The following is a 21,949-nucleotide window of genomic DNA, read 5'->3' as shown; positions in this document are numbered from 1 at the left end:
TCACCGCGCTCAGCTACTCGCACATCCCCGATCGCAAACGGCATCCCAATGACCTCCAAGTTGGCAATGCCACCTTGAATCACAGCTCGCCGATGACCCCAAACCACTTCCGTGCATGCCGTAGCCCCGTCGGGGAGAGGGTGGATCGGCCGTAGGCCGAGACGGGTGAGGGGTAAGCCACCGATCCGTCACTGTAAGACCGAATGGCGCGCTCACCCCATAAAGGGTGCCAGCTCATCATCCAGCGTGCTGTCGCCAGTCCAGTGCACCGCGCTCCAGCCGGCCTGCCGCGCCGCTTCGACATTGGCCAGCGTGTCGTCGACCAGCACGATCTCCTCGGGCGCAGCATCGGCAATGGCCGCGGCGCGGTCGAAGAACTCGGCATGTGGCTTCCGGTGGCCGAGCGCGGCGGAATAGATGATGCCGTCGACGTGGGCGCCGAGCCCGACCTGCTGCATCAGGTAGTCGGCCCGCATGTGCTCCTGGTTGGTAGCGAGGAACACCGGTACGCCGCGTTCGCGATAGCGCTTCACCGCTGAAAGCACAGCCTGGTCGACCCGCGAGTCGTGCTCGAACCAGTAGGCGATCAGCCGCTCGCACGAAACTTTTGGCGCGATCTCGGCCAACACCGGCGCCAACCGCTCGGTCAGCCCTTCGCGTCCGGTGACGATCGCTTCCCAGAACGGCGTGAAGAAGGTCTCCCGCAGCCGGTCCGGCGACAGGCCGAGATCGGCTTGCAGTTCGGCGAACAGGTGCCGGCCGTCGGTCGGGCGGCCGCTGACGAGGACGCCATCGACGTCCATCATCAGCACCTTGCGTGGCATCAGGCGGTGCGTCCGTTCGGCAGCGGCGCGCCGGCTTCCACGAGCTTCCTATCGGCCAGGGCGTCCCACAGGGCGTCGGGGATCTTGACGTTCCACCAGTCGAGGATGCCGTTGAGTTCGGCCGGCGATTTCGGGCCGGGGAGGATGTTGCAGATCGCCTTATGGGCGAGCGGGAACTGTAGCGCGGCGGCGCCGAGCGGAACGCCGAATTCCTTGCACAGCGCTTCGAGGTCGGAGACGCGCTTGATGATGTGCTCGGGGGCCTTGGCGTAGTTCCAGGTGCCGGTGCCCATCAGCGCGCCGCCGTTGAACGGACCGCCGCAGACCACCGAAGCGCCGCGCTCGAGGCAGGTGGTGAGGAATGGGGTCAGCGAGGTCTGTTCGAGCAGGGTGTAGCGGCCGGCGAGCAGGAACACGTCCCAATCGCCGAGCGCGAAGGCATCCATCAGCACCTCCCACTCGTTGACCCCGAGGCCGATGGCCGAGACCTTGCCGGTGGCCTTCAGTTCCTTCAGCGCCTTGTAGCCGCCATCCTCGGCAAGCTGCTTCCAGTAGATCGGGTTCTGCTCGGCGCTGTGAGTGGCGAGGCCAATATCGTGGACATAGAGGATGTCGACCTTGCTGAGCCCAAGCCGGGCAAGGCTCGCCTCATAGGAGCGCATCACGCCCCAGTAGCTGTAGTCGTAGACCTGCTCGAAGGGCAGCGGCTTGATCCAGTTGTGCGGATAGTCGCGCTCGGTTTCCGATTGCACCGGACGGAGCAAGCGGCCGACCTTGGTGGAGATTGCGACGCCCTCGGTGCGGAAGCGCAGGCCATCGCCCATCAGGTGCTCGGAGCGGCCATAGCCATATTGCGGCGCGGTGTCGAAGTAGCGGATGCCGGCATCGACGGCAGCGCCGACGGTGGCGCGGGCCTGCTCGTCAGGGACCTCGGTGAAGATGCCGGCGAGCGTCGCGCCGCCGAGCCCGAGCTCGGTCAATTCGAGGCTGGTCCGGCCAACCTGGCGCTGCTTGAAACTGGTGGCGCTCATCTCTGCTCAAAACTCCCTGGGCCCAACGGCGGCGGACACTGACATGTCAGTTGCACGGGGTAAACCAGCCAAAGGTGGTAGCGCAAGTGTTCGCGGCGTAAGCTCACCAGAGACCAGGAGATGGCCATGCTCAAGCTCGGCTTTGCCCACGCCTTGTTGCTCGATCTCGCTGACGGGAAGTCTGGACCAGCGCGGCGAAGCCCAAGGATTTCCGATAGCCTCGTGCTCATGCTGGCGCCGCTCGACAGCGGCCAGCTGCTGCTCAGCTTCATGAGCCGCCTCGGCCTCCTCGACGGACCGAAGCTCAAGCGGCTGCAGCAGGTCGCCAGCAACGAGGACTAGTCCTCGCGGAAGGCATGGCTCAGCTGTGCCGCCAGCGGCCCCAGCAAGTACGACAGCACCGTGCGGTCCGTTGTACGCAGAAAGGCCTCGGCCGGCATGCCGGCGGTGACGTGCTGGCCGTGGGGCAGGCGGGCGAGCTCGGTTTCGCTCAGCCTCATGCGGATCGAGAAATAGGCGACGCCGGTCGCCGGATCACGCGACAGATCGGGCGAGATGGAATCGACCGCCGCCACCAGTTCGGGCGTGGTTCGTGCATCGAACCCGGTGAGCCGCACCGCGGCGGCCTGGCCGACAGTCAACTTGTCGACATCGATGGGCGAGACGCGTGCCTCCAGCACCAGCCGGTCGGTATGCGGGACCACCTGCATCAGCGTCTCGCCGGCAGCAACCACGCCGCCAACGGTGCGGACGATCGACTCGTGCACGATGCCGGCCTGGGGCGCGCGGATTTCGAGTTTTGCCAGCCGGTCCTCGGCGGCGATCTTCTGCTGCAGCAGTTCGGCGATCTGCAGTCCGACATCGCGCAGATCCTCGAGCACGCCGGCACGGAAGGTGGCGGTATTCTCGGCGATCTTGGCGCGGCTGCCGGCGATGGCGGTGCGAGCCGAGGCGATCTCGGCGGTGAGGTTGCCGGCCTCGCCCTCGAGCCGTGCCAACTCGCGCTTGGAGGCGTTGAGCCGGCTGGCTTCCATCAGGCCATCGCGGAATAGCGCCTCGGCATCGACGACCTCGCCGGCGAGGATTTCGCTCTGCCGCCGCACCGCTGCCTGCTGAGCCTCGAGCCCGGCGATCTGCTCGCCGAGCTGGCCGATCTGTTCCTGCAGCTGAGTGGCGAGGCCGGCCTGCGCGTCGGCCCGGCTCTGGCGCAGGCGCTCCTGTGCGGCGAGCAATCCGTCCAAGGTCGCGCGGTCAGGCCAGGTATCGAGATTGGCCGGAAGCGTCAGCCTGTCGTTACCAATGCTTTCGGCCGTGAGCCGGGCCTCGAGAGCAAACGCAGCGCTCAGCTGCGAGACGATGACCGCGAGATTGGCGGACACCGTAGTGCTGTCGAGGTGGACGAGCAGTTGCCCGGCCTCGACCGCATCGCCGTCCTTGACCAGGATGGCGCTGACCACACCGCCTTCCGGGTGCTGCACGCGCTTGCTGCCTTCGAGCGGCACAACGGTACCCTGCGCCACGACCGCGCCTGCGATCTCGGTGGTGCCAGCCCAGCCGCCCAGCACGCCGATGAACAGCGCCATGGCGCCGAGCCCGGCAAAGGCGTGGCGCCTGAGGCTCTTGAGGGGATCAGCCATTGACCCGCACCCCTTCGATGCGTGGGGCAGGGGCCGTCACCTGCCGCAGCACTTCCTCCTTGGCGCCGAAGGCGCTCTGGCGCCCGTTCACCAGGTAGATCAGCTTGTCGCACACGGCGATGGCGCTGGGCCGGTGGGCGATGACGATCACCACGGCGCCGCGCGCCTTGGCGGCGGTGAGCGCGGTGGTCAGGGCGGTGTCGCCGGCGAAATCGAGGTTGGCGTTCGGCTCGTCGAGCACCAGCAGGAACGGATCGCCATAGAGCGCCCGCGCCAGCCCGACGCGCTGTCTTTGCCCGGCCGAAAGCGCCGCGCCACGGGCTCCGATCCGGGTGTCGTAGCCATCGGAGAGGCCGGTGATCAGCTCGTGCACGCCGGCCAGCCGGGCTGCCTTCAGCACGCTTTCGCTGTCGGCATCGGGGCGGAAGCGGGCGATGTTCTCGGCAACCGTGCCGTCGAACAGGCCGACGCTCTGCGGCAGGTAGCCGATGCGGCGGCCGAGCTGGATCGGATCGAAATGCGTGAGCTCGGAGCCATCGAGGCGCACTTCGCCCTGCAGCACCGGCCAGATGCCGCAGAGCCCGCGCGCCAGCGAGGTCTTGCCCGAGCCCGAAAGGCCGAGCACCCCCATGGCTTCGCCCGCCGCGAGGCTGAAGCTCACACCGGCGACCAGCGGTGGCTTCAGCAGGTCCGGCCCGCTGGCAAATTGCCGGACTTCCAGGGTGGATTGCGGATCGGGCAGGCTCAGCCGGTTGCTCGCCGGCGGTTGCGCCGCCAGCAGCGCTTCGGCGCGACGCAGCGCCTGGCGGGCCCCTGTCAGCCCGCGCCACTGCGCCACCATCTGCTCGACCGGGGCCAGCGCCCGCGAGGTGACGATCGAGGCAGCGATCATCAGCCCGGGGGAAAGCTCGCCGCGGATGACAAGGTAGGCGCCTAGTGCCAGCACCGCCGATTGCAGCAGGAAGCGGAATGACTTGGTTACCGATGAATAGAGCGCGCCGACATCGGAAGCGCGGTTCTGCACCTCGGCCAGTGCCTCGGAGCGGGCTTGCCAGCGGGTTGTCACGTCGTCGAGCATGCCCATGGCGAAGACCGGTTCGGCATTGGCGCGGGCATCCTCGCCCAGGGATTGGCGATGCGCCATGGCGGCGGCCGCTTCGGTGGTCGGCCGGCCCGACAGGCGCTCGTTGATCACCAGCAGCGTCGTCGCCACCAGCGCGCCGCCGGTCGCCAGCCAGCCGAGCGCCGGGTGGAACAGGAAAACCACGCCCAGATAGACCGGCAGCCAGGGCAGATCGAACAGCGCCAGCGGCCCCGGCCCGCCGACATAGCTGCGGATGGAATCGAGGTCGCGCACCGCGTCGGGTCGCGCGAGGCCGAGCGGCAGCAACCCGGCGCGGAGCGAGGCGCGGAACACGTCGGGGGCGATCGAGGCCACAAGGGCTGCGGCAAAGCGGAAGGCCATGCGCGAGCGCAAGAGGTCGAGCAAAGCGAGGAAGGCGTAGGTGCCGGCGACCAGCGCGAACAGTGCCACCAGCGTCGGCACCGAGCGGCTGGCCAGCACCCGGTCGTAGACCTGCAGCATGAACAGCGGGCCGGTGAGCACCAGGAGGTTGGTGGCAAGGCTCAACAGGCCAAGCGCCAGCAGCGGGAAGCCGGTGCGCCTCATCAGGGCGCGGACGACGCTTTCGCGCCGGGCGCCGTTCGACATTGTTGTACCCCGTCGCTGCCCGATTGGGCGAGTGCGGCGAAGTCTCGGTTCCGCCGCGCCCTGCATGAACCGGCGGGACCGGATAGGAGCCATGCTCGGATGGCATGACCAGCGCGAAGCGGAGCAAGAAAAAACCCCGGAACGCGGGGGTTCCGGGGTTTAGTTTATGCGGGGTTGGTGCCGCATTTTTCAGCAACAGGTATTTGGGTGCCCCCGTGCCGAAATTGAGGGCAGGTCAGACGATCCAGTCCGACGATGCCAAAAGGGATTCGAGCGTCGCGCCGTTGAGCCCCATGACGAGAGGATCGCCATGTGCATCGGCGACGCGGATCTCGACGTGGTAGCCGCTGCCATCGACATCGATGCCGAGCGTATCGAAGGTGTCGCCACCACTTGCCGCTGCCTCGCGGAACGCCGCGAGGAAGGCTGCCGCTGAAGCAAAGCCGGTGAGCCCGGTGTCGAGCCGGTCGCCGGAGCGGAGCGAAAAGTCCTCGATGGTGTCGCGGCCGGCCGAGAACACGAAGGTGTCGGCGCCCGAGCCGCCGTTGAGCAGGTCATCGCCGCTGCCGCCGAACAGCCGGTCGTTGCCGGCCTGGCCATAGAGATCGTCGCTGCCATCACCGCCCGACAGGTAGTCATTGCCGCCGCGAGCAAAGAACCGATCGTCGCCAGAAAAGCCGAACAGCTCGTTGGCGGCCTCGTTGCCGGTGAAGCTGTTATTCGAGCTATTGCCGAAGCCGTTGGTGGCGCGATCGCCGGTCAGCTCCAGCGCCTCGTTCTCGTCGCCCAGCACGTAGCTGGTCGAGGCCACGATACGGTCATAGCCACCGCCCGACAGCACCACGTCGTGCACCGAACTGACGACGATCCGGTCGGCGTCATCCGAACCGAAATAGGTGGTCGGCAAGTCGGTGAGGGTCGATGCCGCCACCGTGCCATCAGCAAAGCGGAAGGCTTCGACGCCGCCGACAATGTCATAGCCGCCGCCGGCCTTGTGCACGACGAAGCGGCCGGAGAGGTCACGGGTCAGGGTGTAGTCGTCCTGCTCGCCGGCATAGGCCAGCACATCGGTGCCGAGCCCGCCATCGATGACGTCGTTGCCCTTGGAGGCATAGATCAGGTCATCGCCCTTTTCGGCGTAGAGCCGGTCGCCGCCGTTGCCGCCGACGAGGATGTCGGCGCCGGCGCGGGCGTGAAACTCGACGCCGCTGTCATTGGCCACCAGCAGCTCGCTCTTGTTGGTGCCTTTGACGACGTCGAAGGTGACGGTGTTGGCATGGGGGTTAGTGGGGGCGCCGTAGCTGGTGCCCTCGTCGTTCACGAACAGGGTCGGCGACAGATAGGTGGCCTCGAGGTCGGTGCGTTCCGAGCTCAGCACGGTGACGATGTTGTCGTGATCGTCGCCGCCGTGGAAGTTGATGTCGCGGTTGGTCTCGCGCACCTGGATGGTGTTGTTGGCCTCGCTGGTCCAGCTGGCGAACAGCACGGCGTGGCGGGTGTCGAAGGCCTCAACCCCCACCAGTTGGCTGTCGTAGAGCGCCTTGAGCTGGAAGGCGTAGCCGTTGCCGCCATCGCCCTTGTTCACCGCGCCATCGACCGTGAGGTTCGAGGCCTCGAGAAAGATCGTCTGGGAGAAGGTGAAGCCGTTGGACGGGGCGTTATCGATGGTGATGTCGAACAGCTTTACGTGGCTGGTGCCCGACAGCGAGATGACGTTGGAGCGGTCGAACGAAGCCTCGACATTGGTGAAGCTGCCCGGATCCTGCTCGGCGAGACCGGATTCGACGGTGAAGCCGCCGAGTTTGACGTTCTCGGCCACCTCGATCTTCTGCACCGAGGCAATGGTGGAGAAATCGAAAGCCAGCCCGTTGGTCAGCCGGACGGTGTTGCCGTTGACCGAGGCGACTTCAACCATCGAGGTGCGCAGCGGCTTGTCTTCGCGCCACTCCGTATCGCCGATCGAGTCGAGATATTCGGGGGTGTTTTCGAGCTCGATCCACAGGTGATCGCCGGTCTTGAGCCCCGAGGCGTCCGCCAGATGCAGGTACATCGAGCCTTCCGCGGCCGGCTCGTCCAGCGCGAACTCGCCCGAATAGCTGGGCACATCGATGACCCCGCCGATCTGGAAGGCGCCGCCGACGCGGGCATTGCCGACGAGTTCGATGGTCGTGGCGCCGGAGCCGGTGCCCATCACCGTGATGTCGTCGCGGTTGATGACGACTGTCTGGTCGAACTCGAACGTGCCGGCGCCCATCAGGATGGTTTCGCCAGCCGGAGCCGAGTCAATAATGGCCTGCAGCTCGGCCGCGGAGGTCGAGGCGGATACGGTGATCATTGGGAGTACCTTTCGCTATAGGTGGAGGTGGACGCGAATGCCTCCCTTTGCACCGCATCGGCAGTGTTCCCTGATCGGCGCTAATCCCGGCTGAGGCCGATCGATCGGATTTGCACCAAATGCTTGGCATTTGTTCCAAAAGCCCGGGAACGCCCACACCTCGCCCGCCAATCTGGGCGGGGAGGGGGCCAGAATGTGCACGCTGTGAAAAAGGGCGGAAAAGCAAGGAGCCGGGCACTTGGCCCGGCTCCTGAAACGTCAGCAGTAACCAGCTCTTAGAGCTGGCGGATGGTTACCGGCCGGTCTTCGTTCCACGCCACGGCATTGCGCAGCGGCAGGCCGAACTGGGCCTCCTCGATCTCGAACACGTCGCCGGGCTCGGTCTTGATGCCGTCGGCGAAGCTCAGCGTCGCGGTGCCGAACATGTGGACGTGGATGTCGCCCGGCTGGCGGAACAGATCGTACTTGAAGTGGTGGTGCTCGAGGTTGGCGATGGTGTGGCTCATGTTGTCCTCGCCACTGAGGAACGGCTTCTCCCACAGCACCTTGCCGGCGCGGAGGATCCGCGACATGCCCGAGACGTTGCGCGGCAGCTCGCCGACCCGCAGCTCCGGCCCGAACGAGCAGAAGCGGAGCTTGGAATGGGCGAGGAACAGGTAGTTCACCCGCTCGGTCACGTGGTCGGAGAACTCGTTGCCGAGCGCGAAGCCGAGGCGGAACGGCGTGCCATCCTTGCCGATATAGTAGATGCCGGCGATTTCGGGCTCCTCGCCGGCGTCCTTGGCGAAGGCGGGCGAGGGGATCGGCTGGCCCGGCGCGGTGACGGTGTAGCCGTTGCCCTTGTAGAACCATTCGGGCTGTACGCCGATCTCGCCCGGCGCGGGCTTGCCGCCTTCGAGACCCATGCGGAACATCTTCATCGAATCGGTGAGCGGCGCTTCGGCCTGCTGCTGGTTCGATTTGTGCATGGCGTCGCGGGTCGATGCCGAACCGAGGTGGGTGAGGCCGGTGCCGGTGACATAGAGGTGCGACGGATCGGCATGATCGACCGGGGCCAGCAGGCGGCCTTCGCGGGCGAGCGCCTCGCGATCGAGTTTGGCGCCGAGGCCTTTTTCGATCACCACGGCGCGCAGCGACAGCCCGCGTTCGGCGGCTTCGGCGGCGAGCGCATAGACGCTCTCAGCCCCCGTAACCACGCTGGTAGCGCCGCCTTCGGTGGCGCCGACGGCGCGCGCGCCCTTGTCGTTCTCGAACTGGATGAGATGCATGAAGCCCATTCCCTCGGTTTTCGTTGCCGCCCTATAGCGCGGCCCGGCGGCGAATGCATTGGGATTTTGGATGTAGATCACCAATGCCGGTGCCAAGGGGCCGCGACGCTCGAATCGCAAGGAGCCGGTGCGTAAGGAACAGCGAATTTACCCCCTTGACGATTTGGAAACGAAATGAGAACAGAATGAGTACATTCGATGGACATGTTATCGGTTTGCGCGGCGCGGACCGAAGTGGAATAAGGGAGACCGGTGATGGCTGCTGTTGCGCCTCTGCGAGTTATTGAGGGATCGATGGATAAGGAAAAGGCGCTGGCAGCAGCGCTGAGCCAGATCGAGCGGAATTTCGGCAAGGGCACGGTGATGCGCTTCGGCGAGGGCGCCATTGCCCAGGTCGAAGCGATTTCCACTGGCTCGCTCGGACTGGATATCGCACTGGGCATCGGTGGGTTGCCGCGCGGCCGCATCGTCGAAGTGTTCGGGCCGGAAAGCTCGGGCAAGACCACGCTGGCGCTGCATGTGGTGGCCGAGGCGCAGAAGAATGGCGGCATCGCCGCCTTCGTCGATGCCGAGCACGCGCTTGATCCGATCTACGCCAGGAAGCTCGGCGTGAAGGTCGATGAACTCTTGATCTCGCAGCCCGATACCGGTGAGCAGGCGCTCGAGATCGCCGATACGCTGGTGCGCTCCGGCGCCGTCGACGTGCTGGTGGTCGACTCGGTGGCGGCGCTGACCCCGAAAGCCGAACTCGAAGGTGAGATGGGCGATTCGATGCCGGGCCTGCAGGCCCGCCTGATGAGCCAGGCGATGCGCAAGCTCACCGGCTCGATTTCGAAGTCGAAGGCCATGGTGATCTTCATCAACCAGATCCGCATGAAGATCGGCGTGATGTACGGCTCGCCCGAAACCACCACCGGCGGTAACGCGCTGAAGTTCTACTCCTCGGTTCGCCTCGACATCCGCCGCATCGGCGCGATCAAGGAGCGCGAGGAAGTCATCGGCAACCAGACTCGCGTCAAGGTGGTCAAGAACAAGCTGGCCCCGCCGTTCCGCCAGGTCGAGTTCGACATCATGTATGGCGAAGGCATCTCCAAGACCGGCGAACTGCTCGATCTCGGCGTGAAGTCGGGGCTCGTCGAGAAGTCCGGCGCCTGGTTCTCCTATGACAGCCAGCGGCTGGGGCAGGGGCGTGAAAACTCCCGCCAGTTCCTCAAGGACAATCCGGCGATCGCCGACCAGATCGAAAAGGGGGTTCGCGAGAGCTCCGGTATCCTCGGCGAGGCGCTGCTGGCCGGTCCGGAAGGTGACGAGGGCGACGACGGGGACGCGTGATCGGTCCGGTTGCGAACTGAACAGAAGGGCGCCCAGGTGGCGCCCTTTCGTTTTGGGCGATGCTGGGTGTCTGCTCTCAAGGTGTGCCATCGCACCGTAGGCGGGGACCCAGTGAGATCTCTCAACGCCAGCAGTTGCTGAAGCATCCCACTGGGTTCCCGCCTGCGCGGGAATGACATCGGCGGGGTGGGCGAGATCAAGCCGCATCGTCAAGCCCAATCTGCCGCCTCTCGCCACCCTGTGCTGGACACAACCGCAAGCCCCGCGATAGAAGGCGTTTCCTGTTGTTCTTGGCGGGGCTACGGCCTCGCCATTTGTCTGTAAGAGACCCGTCATGACGAGCGTGAACGATATCCGGTCGAGCTTTCTGAGCTACTTCGCGAACAATGGTCACGAAGAAGTCGCCTCGAGCCCGCTGGTGCCGCGGAACGATCCGACCCTGATGTTCACCAATGCCGGCATGGTGCAGTTCAAGAACGTCTTCACCGGCGTCGAGAAGCGCGACTACGTGCGGGCGACCAGCTCGCAGAAATGCGTGCGCGCCGGGGGCAAGCACAATGACCTCGACAATGTCGGGTTCACGGCGCGCCACCACACCTTCTTCGAGATGCTCGGCAACTTCTCGTTCGGCGACTACTTCAAGGAGCACGCGATCGAGCTGGCCTGGAACCTGCTCACCAAGGAGTGGGGTCTGCCCAAGGAGAAGCTGACAGCGACGATCTACGAAGACGACGATGAGGCGATGGCGCTGTGGAAGAAGATCGCCGGCCTGCCTGAGGATCGCATCGTGCGGCTCGGCGCCAAGTCGAACTTCTGGCAGATGGGCGATACGGGCCCCTGCGGCCCGTGCTCGGAAATCTTCTACGACCACGGTGACAAGTACTGGGGCGGCCCTCCGGGCTCGCCCGAGGAAGATGGCGACCGCTTCGTCGAGATCTGGAACCTGGTGTTCATGCAGTTCGAGCAGTTCGCGGACGGCTCGCGCACCAGCCTGCCCAAGCCCTCGGTCGATACCGGCTCGGGGCTCGAGCGCGTCGCCGCGGTGATGCAGGGCACCAACAACAACTACGAGATCGACCTGTTCAAGTCGCTGGTCTCGTCGACCATGCACGCCACCAACTTCAATGGCGATCCGACGACCCCGAGCCTGCGCGTCATCTCCGACCACGTGCGCGCCATGAGCTTCCTCATTGCCGAGGGCGTGCTGCCGTCGAACGAAGGTCGCGGCTATGTGCTGCGCCGCATCATGCGCCGCGCCATGCGCCACGCGACCCTGCTCGGCGCCACCGACCCGGTGATCCACAAGATCGTGCCGACGCTGGTCAGGGAAATGGGCCAGGCCTATCCCGAGCTGGTGCGCGGCGAGCAGATGATCGAGGAGACGGTTCGGCTCGAGGAGCAGCGCTTCCTCAAGACGCTGAGCCGCGGTCTCGTCATCCTCGACGAAGCCACCGCCGAGCTCAAGCAGGGCGACATGCTCGAGGGCGTCACCGCCTTCAAGCTCTACGATACCTATGGCTTCCCGCTCGACCTGACGCAGGATGCGCTGCGCACCCGCGGCATCAATGTCGACCTCTCGGGCTTTGAGGATGCGATGGCCCGCCAGCGCGCCGAGGCTCGGAAGAGCTGGGCCGGTTCGGGCGAGGCGAGCGAGGACAAGGTCTGGTTCGCGGTGGCCGATCAGGTCGGCCCGACCGAGTTCCTCGGCTACGAGACCGAGACCGCCGAAGGCGCGGTTACCGCGCTGGTCAAGGGCGGCGCCATCGTCGACGAACTGAAGGTCGGCGACGAGGGCTATGTGGTGCTCAACCAGACGCCGTTCTACGGCGAGAGCGGCGGCCAGGTCGGCGATACCGGCTCGCTCTCCGGCGAAGGCATCGCGGCCAGCGTGACGGACACGGTCAAGAACAATGGCGTCTTCGGCCATAAGGTGAAGGTCACCGAGGGTACGATAACGGTCGGCTCACCGCTGGCGCTGCTCGTCGATCACGACCGGCGCTCGGCCATCCGGGCCAACCACTCGGCCACGCATCTGCTGCACGAGGCGCTGCGCCTGGTGCTGGGCGACCACGTGGCGCAGAAGGGCTCGTTGGTTTCGGCCGATCGGCTGCGTTTCGATTTCGTCCACACCAAGCCGATCACCCCGCAGGAACTGGCTCAGGTCGAAGAGATCGCCAACGACATCGTCCTGCAGAACTCGCCGGTCGAAACGCGCCTGATGGGCGTCGAGGAGGCCAAGGAGTCCGGGGCTCGCGCGCTGTTCGGCGAGAAATACGGCGATGAAGTGCGGGTGGTTTCAATGGGCGACCCGACCGGCAATGCCGTGGGCTGGTCGGTCGAACTTTGCGGCGGCACGCATGTGCGCCGCACCGGCGATATCGGCCTGATCACCATCCTTGGCGATTCCGGCGTCGCCGCCGGCGTGCGCCGCCTCGAGGCGCTGACTGCCAAGGGGGCGCGCCAGCATGCGCGCACCAATGCCAATCTCGTCGCCGGCGTCGCCGATGCGCTGCATGTGGGGCCGCACGAGGTGTTCACCCGCATCGAGGCGCTGCAGGAAAACCTGAAGAAGGCCGAGCGCGCGCTCACCGACGCCAACAAGAAACTGGCGCTGGGCGGTGGCGGTTCAGCGCCGGCTTCGGCCGATGAGACGGTCAACGGCGTCACCTATGTCGGCCGCGCCGTCGAGGGCATTTCGGCCAAGGACGTCAAGGGCCTGGTCGATACCGAGAAGAAGCGGATCGGTTCGGGTGTGGTTACGGTTGTGCTGAAGGGCGACGACGGCCGCGGCACCGTCGCTGTCGGCGTTACCGATGACCTGACCGGCAAGTATTCGGCCGGCGAACTGATCAAGCTGGCGACTGCGGCTTTGGGTGGGCAGGGCGGCGGTGGCCGTCCCGACATGGCGCAGGGCGGCGGTCCTGATGGCGCCAGGGGCGCCGACGCCATCGCAGCGGTGCGCGGCGGGCTGTAGTATATGAGAGCGAGTGGGCGCGTGCTGCCCCTCGCTCTGACCTTGTCTTCCGGTTGCCGGAGGCGCGTCGCCTGGATGCGATGCCTCTCCCTTCTCCCCTCAGGGGAGAAGGTGGCCGAAGGCCGGTTGAGGGGTGAAGCGGCGCAACATACGCTCGCTGAGAAGCTGAACCCCTCACCCTAGTTCCGCTACGGACCTGACGGTCCTAGCTGCACTAGCCCTCTCCCCTCAGGGGCGAGGGGACGATGTGGGGCAGCCCGTGCCCGGTCCCAAGACTTCCCGACCAACCTACACCGGATCCGGGCCCGGCCCTTTGAAATCGTCCGGCGAGGGATTGTCTCGCCGGGCGCGGTATTCGGCCCAGCGTCCGGCGATGCGGGTGCGGGCGCCGTCGGCGAAGATATTGGCGAGCCCGGCGGCAACGATGACGCCAAGCCCGGCGAGGCTGATCGCATCGGGCACTTCGCTGAAGAACAAAGCGCCGAACAGCAGCGCCCAGATGATCTGGCTGTACTGCATCGGCGCCACCCGGCTCGCCGGGGCCAGCGCCACGCCCTTGAGCTGCAGCAGATAGCCGATGCCGCCCAGCACGCCGCAGGCCACCAGCCCGCCCAGCAGCAGCGGGCTCGGCCAGCTGAAGCCGATCACGAAGACGCCGACCAGGTTGACCGCCAGCGTGAGCAGGCCGGGCAGGGCGAACAGTGTCACCCGCCGCTCGGCTCCCGAGATCAGCCGGATGGTGGTCAGCGACACGGCGGCAGCCAGCGCACAGATGAAGGCTGCGATGTGCCCCAGTTCGATCTCGCGGAAGCCCGGCCGCACCACCAGCAGCACGCCGAGAAAGCTGATCACCACCAGGGCCCAGCGATCGAACGACACTTCTTCCTTGAGCACGACGACCGAGAGGATGGTCGCCAGCACCGGGATGAGGAAGACCAGGCAATAGGCTTCGGCCAGCGGGATGGTGACGAAGGCGTAGGTAATCAGCACGGCGCTCAGGGTGCGGCAGAGCGCGACGAGGATGATCAGCGCCGGGCGGTTGAGCTTGAAGGTGTCGCGCCAGCGCTCTTCGCGCGGCTTGGAGAACAGGGCCGGCAGGAACGAGAAGACCGTGGTGAAGAGGCCAATCTCGAAGACGTTGAGCGAGCCGCCCAGCGCCTTGACCAGCGCATCGGCGGTCGAGAATGACGCCATGCCGCCCAGCACGCAAAGCACGCCGAGCGACACCGGTGAGAGGGAGCGCAGCATCTACTTGCCCGGCGCCACTTGCGCCTCATCGTCGGCCTCGGCGCGGCGCGGCAGCTTGGCATCGTCGCCCAGCGGCGGGCTGACTTCGGAAACGGCACTGGCCGGACCGAAGACCGACAGGCGCGAGAAGATGCGGATGCGCGTTTCGTCCGACATCACGTTGAGGATGCCGCAGATGGCAACGACGACGAGCCCGCAATAGGCGACGCTATCGGGATACTCGGCATAGAACACGGCGCCGAAGACGATGGCCCAGGCGATCTGGCTGTACTGGGCCGGCGCGATCATGCTGATCGGCGCGGTGCGCGTCGCGGTGATGAACAGGATGTTGCCGGTGCCGCCCAGGGCCCCGATCAGGATCAGGAAGGCGAACTCCTCGAGCGTCGGCCAATGGAACCCGGCGACGACCATCAGGACGGAGTTGATGACGACAACGTAGCCCAGCGGCAGGCCGAGCAGGCTGACGCGCTTTTCGACCGGGGCGACCTTGCGCAGCGTGGTGGTAGCGATGCCGCCCATCACCGCGGCGCCGACCGCCATGAGGTGGCCGAGTTGCAGTTCGCGAAAGCCCGGCCGGACCACGAGCAGCACGCCGCAGAAGCTGGCGCCGAGGAACAGCCAGCGCTGCCAGGTCACGGTTTCGCCGAGGAAGCTACGCGACAGCGCCACCACGATGATCGGCGCGAGGAACGCAATGGAGTACGCCTCGGCCAGCGGAATGTGGGTGAAGGCATAGATGATGCAGAGGTTGCCGATCACCCCCGCGATGCTGCGCAAATGCACCAGATAGGGATGGCGCATGCGATGCAGGTGCCGCCAGTGCTCGCCCTTGGGCTTGGTGAAGATCGCCGGAATGAAGGAAAACAGCGCCGTCCAGAAAGCAATTTCGAAGACGGAGAGGCTGGTGCCGAACCCTTTGATGATGGCGTCGCAGCAGGAATAGAGGAGGTAGGCGAAAAGCGCGAAAACGACGCCGGAGGGCATCTTCTGGGTATCCAAGAGGGGAGGGACGGCAACTGGTATGTTAGTCCTATACGATGGGTCGGCTGCACCGTCGATGGGCGTGAATGCCACAGGCCCTAATTATTTCGTCTCTACTTGAAGCGTTCACGCGCGAGCGGACCGATGGTCTCGATTTTGTTGGTCCAGACGTAGCCGGCAAAGTCGTTCGGCACCTGAGCCAACAGTTCGGGCGTATCGATGCCGGCAGTGCCGGGGTCGCCGGAGCTGTAAGGGCCAAGCAGGATCACCTCGGAGCCCGCCTGCTGCAGGCGCTCGATGAAGAGGTTCGGCCAGCCCCAGACGAATGGCGCCAGGTTGATCGGCAGCATGACCTTGGTGTTGCGGCAGGCGTCCGGCACGAAGCCGGTCCAACCCAGTCCCTCGTATTGCAGCAGGCAATCGATAAGACCCTTGCGCGACCAGACATTGAGCTCGCCGATCAGCTCGGCGGCGCGATAGGTCGGCGGATCGCCGCCATAGGCGCCCCAGACGGCCGGCCGCCATTGCGGGTGCGACGACAGCAGCTCAGCCAGCATGTCGCCCTCGCGTGCCTCGTTGCTCTTGAAGTTGACGAGGAAGCGTTCGGCGGGGAGGGCGGTGAACACCTCCTGCAACTCAGGCATCAGCCCGACGCCCTTGCCGCGGAACGGATAAGTCGCACCGTCGTCTGCGGTGTAGCCGTAGCCGATATCGAGCAGCTTCAGCGACGCCATGTCGTGGCTGCGGGTTTCGCCGGTGCCTTCGGTGCGGCAATCGACGGTCCAGTCATGCAGTACGGCAAACTGGCCATCGGTGGTCGGATGGACATCGAGCTCGACGATATCGGCGCCCGCGGCGAAGGCCGCCTGCATCGAGGGGATGGTATTCTCGAGGTAGTCGTGGGCCGGCACATCGATCCGCTCGGCGGTGCAGGTATCGTTGTCGAGGCCCGCCCGATCGAAGGTCTGATGCACGCCGCGATGGGCGATCAGCTCGAGCTTTCCCTCAGGTGGCGCCACGCGCCAGGACGCATTCCAGACGTAGACCGCGGCGACAATGACCGCGAGGCCGAGCAGAATCTTTTTGAACATCAGTACCCCTCAAATGGGGCCGACGCTCGTTTTGGTTCGTGGCTCAAGTATGGCGCGGGGGCTCAGCCGCAGTTGAGTTTGGAGCCGAGGAAATCGGTCTCGCACTGGATGCGCCGGAGCGTCGCGAGGTCTTCATCGGTAGGGGCTTCGCCGTTCGGCTTGACCACGACGGCCTCGACCACGGCGCTGCTGTCGCCATCGAGGATGCCGAACCAGACGAAGGTCGCGGCGGTATCGATAAAGGCGCCTTCGCGCACGAAGCCGGTGTCGCTGGTGACATCGTTGGTGTAGGCGCGACCCAGCGCACCCTGCGCCAGGGCGCTGTCATAGAGCTGGCGCCCGCCGACCCGCTCGAAAACGAAGACATCGCCCAGGTGCGAGACGCGCGAGCTGGGCGTACTGGCGTCGACCACGAGGTCGCTGGGCATGGTCGGCAGCAGCGGCGGCAGCGCCGTATTGAAGCGGTTGGCGTCGATATCAGCTTCGCCCGGCAGGTCGAGGCCATCGATATCGGCGTCGAGCGGCAGGAAGAAGCTGTTGAGCGGCCCCTTGGCGAAGATGCGCTTCAGCGGGTCGCGCCCGACCCCGGCAGTGGACCAGCCATGCTGGCGATTGAAGAAGCTGGTGCTCGCCGCATTGAGGCCATCGAGGCCGGGGGAGAAGTAGAGCGCGATCTCGTAGTCGCCATCGGTCGCCATCGAGGCGTCGGTGGCCGAGCAACTGCCGATATCGAGCAGGCGCTCGCCGAGCTTGTAGCCCGAGATCGGGCCGGCGAACTCGGCCTTGCCGATCGCCGGGGTGTAGTCGGATTGGAAGCGCCACTGCATGTCGTAAGGGTCGGCCCGCTCATCGATGGCCAGCAGACGGAAACAGGCCTCGCGGATGGCCGAGGGCAGGTCGGTGATCCAGCCTGAAGACGGCGTCGGCGGCAGCGTCACTCGCGCCAGATAGAGGTCTTCGCCCGTCAGCAGGTTGTAGGTTTCCTCCGGTCCCATGCCGACCATCCTGAAGATGACCTCGGGATCGACATTCCACTTCACCAGCTCCTTGACCATCAAGGCGAGCGAATCCCGGGTCTGGCCCTGCATGGCCATAGCGCCGCGCTCGTTCAGGGCATTGATAAAGGACTGTTCGTCGGCATAGGGGGCGTGGAAGCCGACGATGGACCCCGGCTCGACCATTCGGTCGACATAGGTGCCGACACCGTCCTGGCTGGACCAGGCGGAGCCGCCTAGGAAAGCGAAGGCGCAGGCGGAGTAGCAGCTGCTGCCGCGCTCGACGACGGTGGCGATGTGGTTGGCGCGCAGGAAATCGGCAAGCGCCAAACCCTCGTAATAGCTACCGCCCGGGCCGTTCAGCGTCAGCACCGCCGTGGCGCCGCCATCGGGGCCGATACAGGACAGGCGGCATTTGACGAAGGTGTCGTACATGCTCTGCAGCGTCGCGAAGTCGCCGTCGGCGGTGTCGCCATCATAGTGCAGGTGAGGCACCGGGTGGGTGGCGGAATACTGCATTGAGACGATGGAAATAGTCGCAGCCGAGGCGCTAATCGGCTGGACGACGAAGATCGACAGCAGTGCGATCGAAAAGGCGAGAAGGCGCATGCGGAAACTCCCCCGAGAACTGTAGTTCTAGGAGGTTTGACGCTCGCCGTTCAAGCGTCCTTGGGTGTTATGGCGGATCAGAGAGCGCGGACCCGGTTGTTGCGCGGACCGTGCTCCAGCTCGACCAGGCCGAGGGCTTCGAGCACCGGCGTCACGTAATTGGCGAAGCGACCACGGAACCCCTTCCTGATGCCATACCAACCGCCCACCGGGTTGTCGGGAGCGCGGGCCCAGGCTTCGACGGTACCGGGCTTGGCGTCCTTCTGTTCATCGGCGTTGCCGAGCTCCATCCAGTCGCCGTGCTGCTTTAGCATCTGGTGCAGATCTTCGATGGCCCGGAGGTGGTAGCGCAGCTCGGTACCGCCGGCGACACAAACCAGGGCGGGCGGCGATGCATCGGGAGCGCGGTAAAGCGTGATGTCGCTGCTGCCCGGTGGGGTCTTGAGCAACCACGGATCGTCTTTGGTACCTGCTGGCATCATCGGCTCCTCATCTCGCGCCGCAAACTATAGACCGGCCAGATGACGGAGGCACCAGCGAGAGCGCAGGCGGCGATGCAATCGCCGCCTGCCATTGTGTTGGACCTCAGGCCGCCATGGCCTGCTTCAGGTTGGCGTCGATGGCGTCGAGGAAGCCGAGGGTCGAGAGCCACTTCTGATCCGGACCGACGAGCAGGGCGAGATCCTTGGTCATCTGGCCGGCCTCGACGGTGTCGATGCAGACCCGTTCCAGGGTCTCGGCGAACTTCGCCAGCTCGGCATTGCCGTCGAGCTTGGCGCGGTGCTGCAGGCCACGCGTCCAGGCGAAGATCGAGGCGATGGAGTTGGTCGACGTCTCCTTGCCCTGCTGGTGCTGGCGGTAGTGCCGGGTGACGGTGCCGTGCGCGGCTTCCGCCTCGACGATCTTGCCATCGGGGGTCATCAGCACCGAGGTCATCAGGCCGAGCGAGCCAAAGCCTTGCGCCACGATGTCGGACTGCACGTCGCCATCGTAGTTCTTGCAGGCCCAGACGTAGCCGCCGGACCACTTCAGTGCCGAGGCGACCATGTCGTCGATCAGACGGTGCTCGTACCAGATCTTCAGTTCGTCGAACTTCGCCTTGTAATCGCGGTCGAAGATCTCCTGGAAGATGTCCTTGAAGCGACCGTCATAGGCCTTGAGGATGGTGTTCTTGGTGGAGAGGTAGCACGGCACCTTGCGGTTGATGGCGTAGTTGAACGAGGCGTGGGCGAAGTCGGCGATGGAGTCGTCGAGGTTGTACATGCCCATGGCGACACCCGCGGACGGGGCGTCGAACACGTCATATTCCTGCACCGTGCCGTCATCGCCGACGAATTTCATCGTCAGCTTGCCCTTGCCCGGGAACTTGAAGTCGGTGGCGCGATACTGGTCGCCGAAGGCGTGACGACCCACGATGATCGGCTGGGTCCAGCCGGGCACCAGGCGCGGCACGTTCGACATGATGATCGGCTCGCGGAAGATCACGCCGCCCAGGATGTTGCGGATGGTGCCGTTGGGCGACTTCCACATCTTCTTGAGCTTGAACTCTTCGACGCGCTGCTCATCGGGCGTGATAGTGGCGCACTTGATGCCGACGCCGTGCTTCTTGATGGCGTTGGCCGCGTCGACCGTCACCTGGTCGTTGGTGGCGTCGCGGTTCTCGACCGAGAGGTCGTAATACTCGATATCGAGATCGAGATAGGGAAGGATCAGCTTGTCCTTGATCGCCTGCCAGATGATGCGGGTCATCTCATCGCCGTCGAGATCGACGACAGGGTTGGCAACTTTGATCTTGGCCATGCGTAAGCTCCTCAGCGGCGCGGAAAATCTGATGCGGGGCCTAATAGCATGAAATCGGGCGAGCGGAAGCGCCCGCCTCGCCGATCCACTTCGACGAACCCCGCCCTCACTTGACACCGTGTAACTACACACTATTTGTCGACGCATGGATGATTTCAGCCGGTGCATGGTTTCGAATACGCGGATGGCGGCGCGGGCGATTACGCGGCGCTATGATGCCTATACGCGGCCATTCGGCATCACCTCGACGCAGTACTCGGTGCTCGGGCTGATCGTTGCCTCGGGCGAGCGGAACGTCAGCGAGCTGGCGGAACAGCGCGGCTTCGAGCGCACGACGCTGACGCGCAACCTCGACCGGCTGGAAAAGATGGGGCTGATCGCGTCGCGGCCGGCCGAGCATGGCAATGGGCGGATCTGCTCGCTGACAGCAAAAGGTCGCGACCTGGTCAACGAGTTGCTGCCGCTTTGGCGCAAGGCGCAGGCGGAAATCCGTGCCGAGCTCGGCGCCGACGGCTTTGAAGACACCCTGATGAAACTGCAGCGGCTCGCCACTATCTGAAAGCGGTACGGCAGCCGACTGACTTTGAAACAACCGTGTAACTACACGAGAAGGAAGAATTCCGATGGCAACTCAGTCCGATCCGATCGTCGTCACTGGCATGGGCGCCGTCAGCCCGCTCGGAGTTGGTGTCGATACCAACTGGGCTCGATTGATCGAGGGGCGGAGCGGGATTGGGCCAAACACCCGGTTCGACGTGACCGACTACAACGCCAAGATCGCGGGCTTGGTGCCCGAGAAGGCGAACGATCCCGAGGGCTTCGATCCGCTGGTCGCGATCGACGCCAAGGACATCAAGAAGATGGGCCTGTTTATCCAGTACGGGCTGGTGGCGGCGCAGGAAGCGCTGAACCAGGCGGGCTGGCATCCGACAACGCCGGAAGATCAGGCGGCAACGGCAACAATCATCGGCTCCGGCGTGGGCGGCTCGCCGGTAATGGCACACGCTGTCGAGACGATCATCGAGAAGGGGCCGCGGCGGCTGTCGCCATTCACCGTGCCGGCGTTCCTGCCGAACCTTGCGGCCGGATGGATCTCGATCAACTACGGCTTCAAGGGCCCCATCGGAGCGCCGGTCACGGCCTGCGCGGCATCGGCCCAGGCGATCGGTGACGGCATGCGCTTGATCTTGACCGGCGAGGCCGAAGTGGCTGTGGTCGGCGGTGCCGAGGGATCGGTCGACATGATCTCAGTCGGCGGGTTCGGCGCGGCGCGGGCGTTGGCGACGGCGTTCAACGACGATCCACAGGCAGCATCGCGCCCGTTCGACCGGAGGCGCGATGGCTTCGTGCTGGCCGAGGGGGCGGCAGTGCTGGTGATCGAGCGGTTGAGTCACGCCGTGGCCCGCGGTGCGACGCCCCTCGCGATACTGTCTGGTTACGGGACCTCGGCGGACGCGTACCATCTCACTTCTGGCGAGCCGACGGGCGCGGGCGCACAGGTGGCGATGGCCAATGCACTGAGAATGGCCGGGGTTTCGACTGGCGAGATCGACTACATCAACGCTCATTCCACGTCCACGGGAGTGGGCGACGCGGCGGAGCTGGCCGGCATCGGGGCATTGTTCTCCAATCGTGGCAAGGATCTTGCGATCTCCTCGACCAAGTCGTCCACCGGCCACCTGATGGGGGCGGCGGGCGCGATCGAAGCGGTCTACTCGATCGAAGCGATCCGGCATGGCATTGTCCCGGCAACGCTCAACCTCGATGACCCGGATGTCGGCGAGCGCTTCGACCTGGTGCCGAAGGTGGCCAGGAAGAAGACACTGCGGCACGTGCTGTCGAACGGCTTCGGCTTTGGCGGGGTCAACGCTTCGCTGGTGTTCTCGGCGATCTAGCTCTCACTTGGGCGTTGGGGTGGGCCGCCATTTCACCACCCGCTCGATCTCCTCGCTGCGAAGCGGGGACCCATTTCACGTCCTGCGATGGCTGCGCGTTGGGTCCCTGCTTTCGTGTTGTGTCCCGTGAGGTTGGCGAGGGCCTCGGCTGGTGCCTTGTAGTCGAGGCACCTGAGGCGGGTTTTGTTGTAGCTATCGACGAAAGCGTAGAGGAAGGC

General features: G+C 65.4%; 17 protein-coding genes. 5 read left to right on the top strand and 12 right to left on the bottom strand.

From position 1 onward, the window contains the following. Positions 1-212 precede the first annotated feature (212 nt). Positions 213-824 (bottom strand): HAD-IA family hydrolase, encoded by a 612-nt coding sequence (locus VW23_RS10535; RefSeq protein WP_069909520.1) that lies wholly within the window; start codon positions 822-824, stop codon positions 213-215. After that, positions 824-1,855, bottom strand: coding sequence for an aldo/keto reductase (locus VW23_RS10530; RefSeq protein ID WP_069909519.1), 1,032 nt, complete (start codon positions 1,853-1,855; stop codon positions 824-826). The genes VW23_RS10535 and VW23_RS10530 overlap by 1 nt, the downstream gene beginning before the upstream one ends. Positions 1,856-1,981: 126 nt before the next feature. On the opposite strand from VW23_RS10530, the gene VW23_RS10525 reads away from it, so the two are divergent. Beyond that, positions 1,982-2,197: a hypothetical protein gene (locus tag VW23_RS10525; RefSeq protein WP_069909518.1), complete on the top strand. Its 216-nt coding sequence runs from the start codon at positions 1,982-1,984 to the stop codon at positions 2,195-2,197. On the opposite strand, the gene VW23_RS10520 is transcribed toward VW23_RS10525, so the two are convergent. From VW23_RS10520 to araD1, 4 genes are all read right to left on the bottom strand, one after another. Continuing rightward, positions 2,194-3,492 carry an HlyD family type I secretion periplasmic adaptor subunit gene (locus VW23_RS10520; protein WP_069909517.1) on the bottom strand — a complete coding sequence of 433 codons (1,299 nt, stop codon included), beginning with the start codon at positions 3,490-3,492 and terminating at the stop codon, positions 2,194-2,196. The two genes, VW23_RS10525 and VW23_RS10520, sit on opposite strands and share 4 nt — an antisense overlap. Continuing rightward, complete coding sequence (locus VW23_RS10515) at positions 3,485-5,203, bottom strand: type I secretion system permease/ATPase (RefSeq protein WP_084645894.1); 1,719 nt, start codon at positions 5,201-5,203, stop codon at positions 3,485-3,487. Before VW23_RS10515 ends, VW23_RS10520 begins: the two co-directional genes overlap by 8 nt. Before the next feature lie 235 nt (positions 5,204-5,438). After that, entirely contained in the window at positions 5,439-7,538 is a 2,100-nt protein-coding gene (locus VW23_RS10510) for a calcium-binding protein (protein WP_069909516.1), read from the bottom strand. 275 nt (positions 7,539-7,813) lie between these two features. Further along, on the bottom strand, positions 7,814-8,806 hold the full coding sequence (araD1, locus tag VW23_RS10505) for an AraD1 family protein (RefSeq protein ID WP_069909523.1): 993 nt from the start codon (positions 8,804-8,806) through the stop codon (positions 7,814-7,816). Positions 8,807-9,061: 255 nt separating this feature from the next. Here araD1 and recA point away from each other — a divergent pair, with 255 nt between their 5' ends. Next, positions 9,062-10,138, top strand: coding sequence for a recombinase RecA (gene recA, locus VW23_RS10500; protein ID WP_082528255.1), 1,077 nt, complete (start codon positions 9,062-9,064; stop codon positions 10,136-10,138). Positions 10,139-10,472: 334 nt separating this feature from the next. Beyond that, positions 10,473-13,112 carry an alanine--tRNA ligase gene (gene alaS, locus VW23_RS10495; RefSeq protein WP_069909515.1) on the top strand — a complete coding sequence of 880 codons (2,640 nt, stop codon included), beginning with the start codon at positions 10,473-10,475 and terminating at the stop codon, positions 13,110-13,112. A 288-nt stretch (positions 13,113-13,400) separates the two neighbouring features. Here alaS and VW23_RS10490 read toward each other — a convergent pair whose 3' ends face one another. The 6 genes from VW23_RS10490 to VW23_RS10465 form a co-directional block, all read right to left on the bottom strand. Next, positions 13,401-14,360, bottom strand: a complete 960-nt coding sequence (locus tag VW23_RS10490) for a DMT family transporter (protein WP_069909514.1) — start codon at positions 14,358-14,360, stop codon at positions 13,401-13,403. Next, entirely contained in the window at positions 14,361-15,344 is a 984-nt protein-coding gene (locus tag VW23_RS10485; protein ID WP_069909513.1) for a DMT family transporter, read from the bottom strand. A gap of 110 nt (positions 15,345-15,454) precedes the next feature. Next, complete coding sequence (locus tag VW23_RS10480; RefSeq protein WP_069909512.1) at positions 15,455-16,432, bottom strand: glycerophosphodiester phosphodiesterase family protein; 978 nt, start codon at positions 16,430-16,432, stop codon at positions 15,455-15,457. A 62-nt stretch (positions 16,433-16,494) separates the two neighbouring features. After that, entirely contained in the window at positions 16,495-18,036 is a 1,542-nt protein-coding gene (locus VW23_RS10475; protein WP_069909511.1) for a COG3904 family protein, read from the bottom strand. A 77-nt stretch (positions 18,037-18,113) separates the two neighbouring features. Then, complete coding sequence (locus tag VW23_RS10470) at positions 18,114-18,515, bottom strand: DUF6855 family protein (RefSeq protein WP_069909522.1); 402 nt, start codon at positions 18,513-18,515, stop codon at positions 18,114-18,116. A 106-nt stretch (positions 18,516-18,621) separates the two neighbouring features. Further along, positions 18,622-19,836 (bottom strand): NADP-dependent isocitrate dehydrogenase, encoded by a 1,215-nt coding sequence (locus VW23_RS10465; protein ID WP_069909510.1) that lies wholly within the window; start codon positions 19,834-19,836, stop codon positions 18,622-18,624. Between the two features lie 166 nt (positions 19,837-20,002). Here VW23_RS10465 and VW23_RS10460 point away from each other — a divergent pair, with 166 nt between their 5' ends. Continuing rightward, positions 20,003-20,395, top strand: coding sequence for a MarR family winged helix-turn-helix transcriptional regulator (locus tag VW23_RS10460; RefSeq protein WP_176730374.1), 393 nt, complete (start codon positions 20,003-20,005; stop codon positions 20,393-20,395). Between the two features lie 64 nt (positions 20,396-20,459). Further along, on the top strand, positions 20,460-21,731 hold the full coding sequence (fabF, locus tag VW23_RS10455; protein ID WP_084645892.1) for a beta-ketoacyl-ACP synthase II: 1,272 nt from the start codon (positions 20,460-20,462) through the stop codon (positions 21,729-21,731). Positions 21,732-21,949 lie beyond the last annotated feature (218 nt).

It is taken from the genome of Devosia insulae DS-56 (assembly GCF_000970465.2).
Lineage (GTDB): Bacteria > Pseudomonadota > Alphaproteobacteria > Rhizobiales > Devosiaceae > Devosia_A > Devosia_A insulae.
Note: the sequence above shows the minus strand (reverse complement) of the source record. Positions and strands in the feature narration are given on the sequence as shown.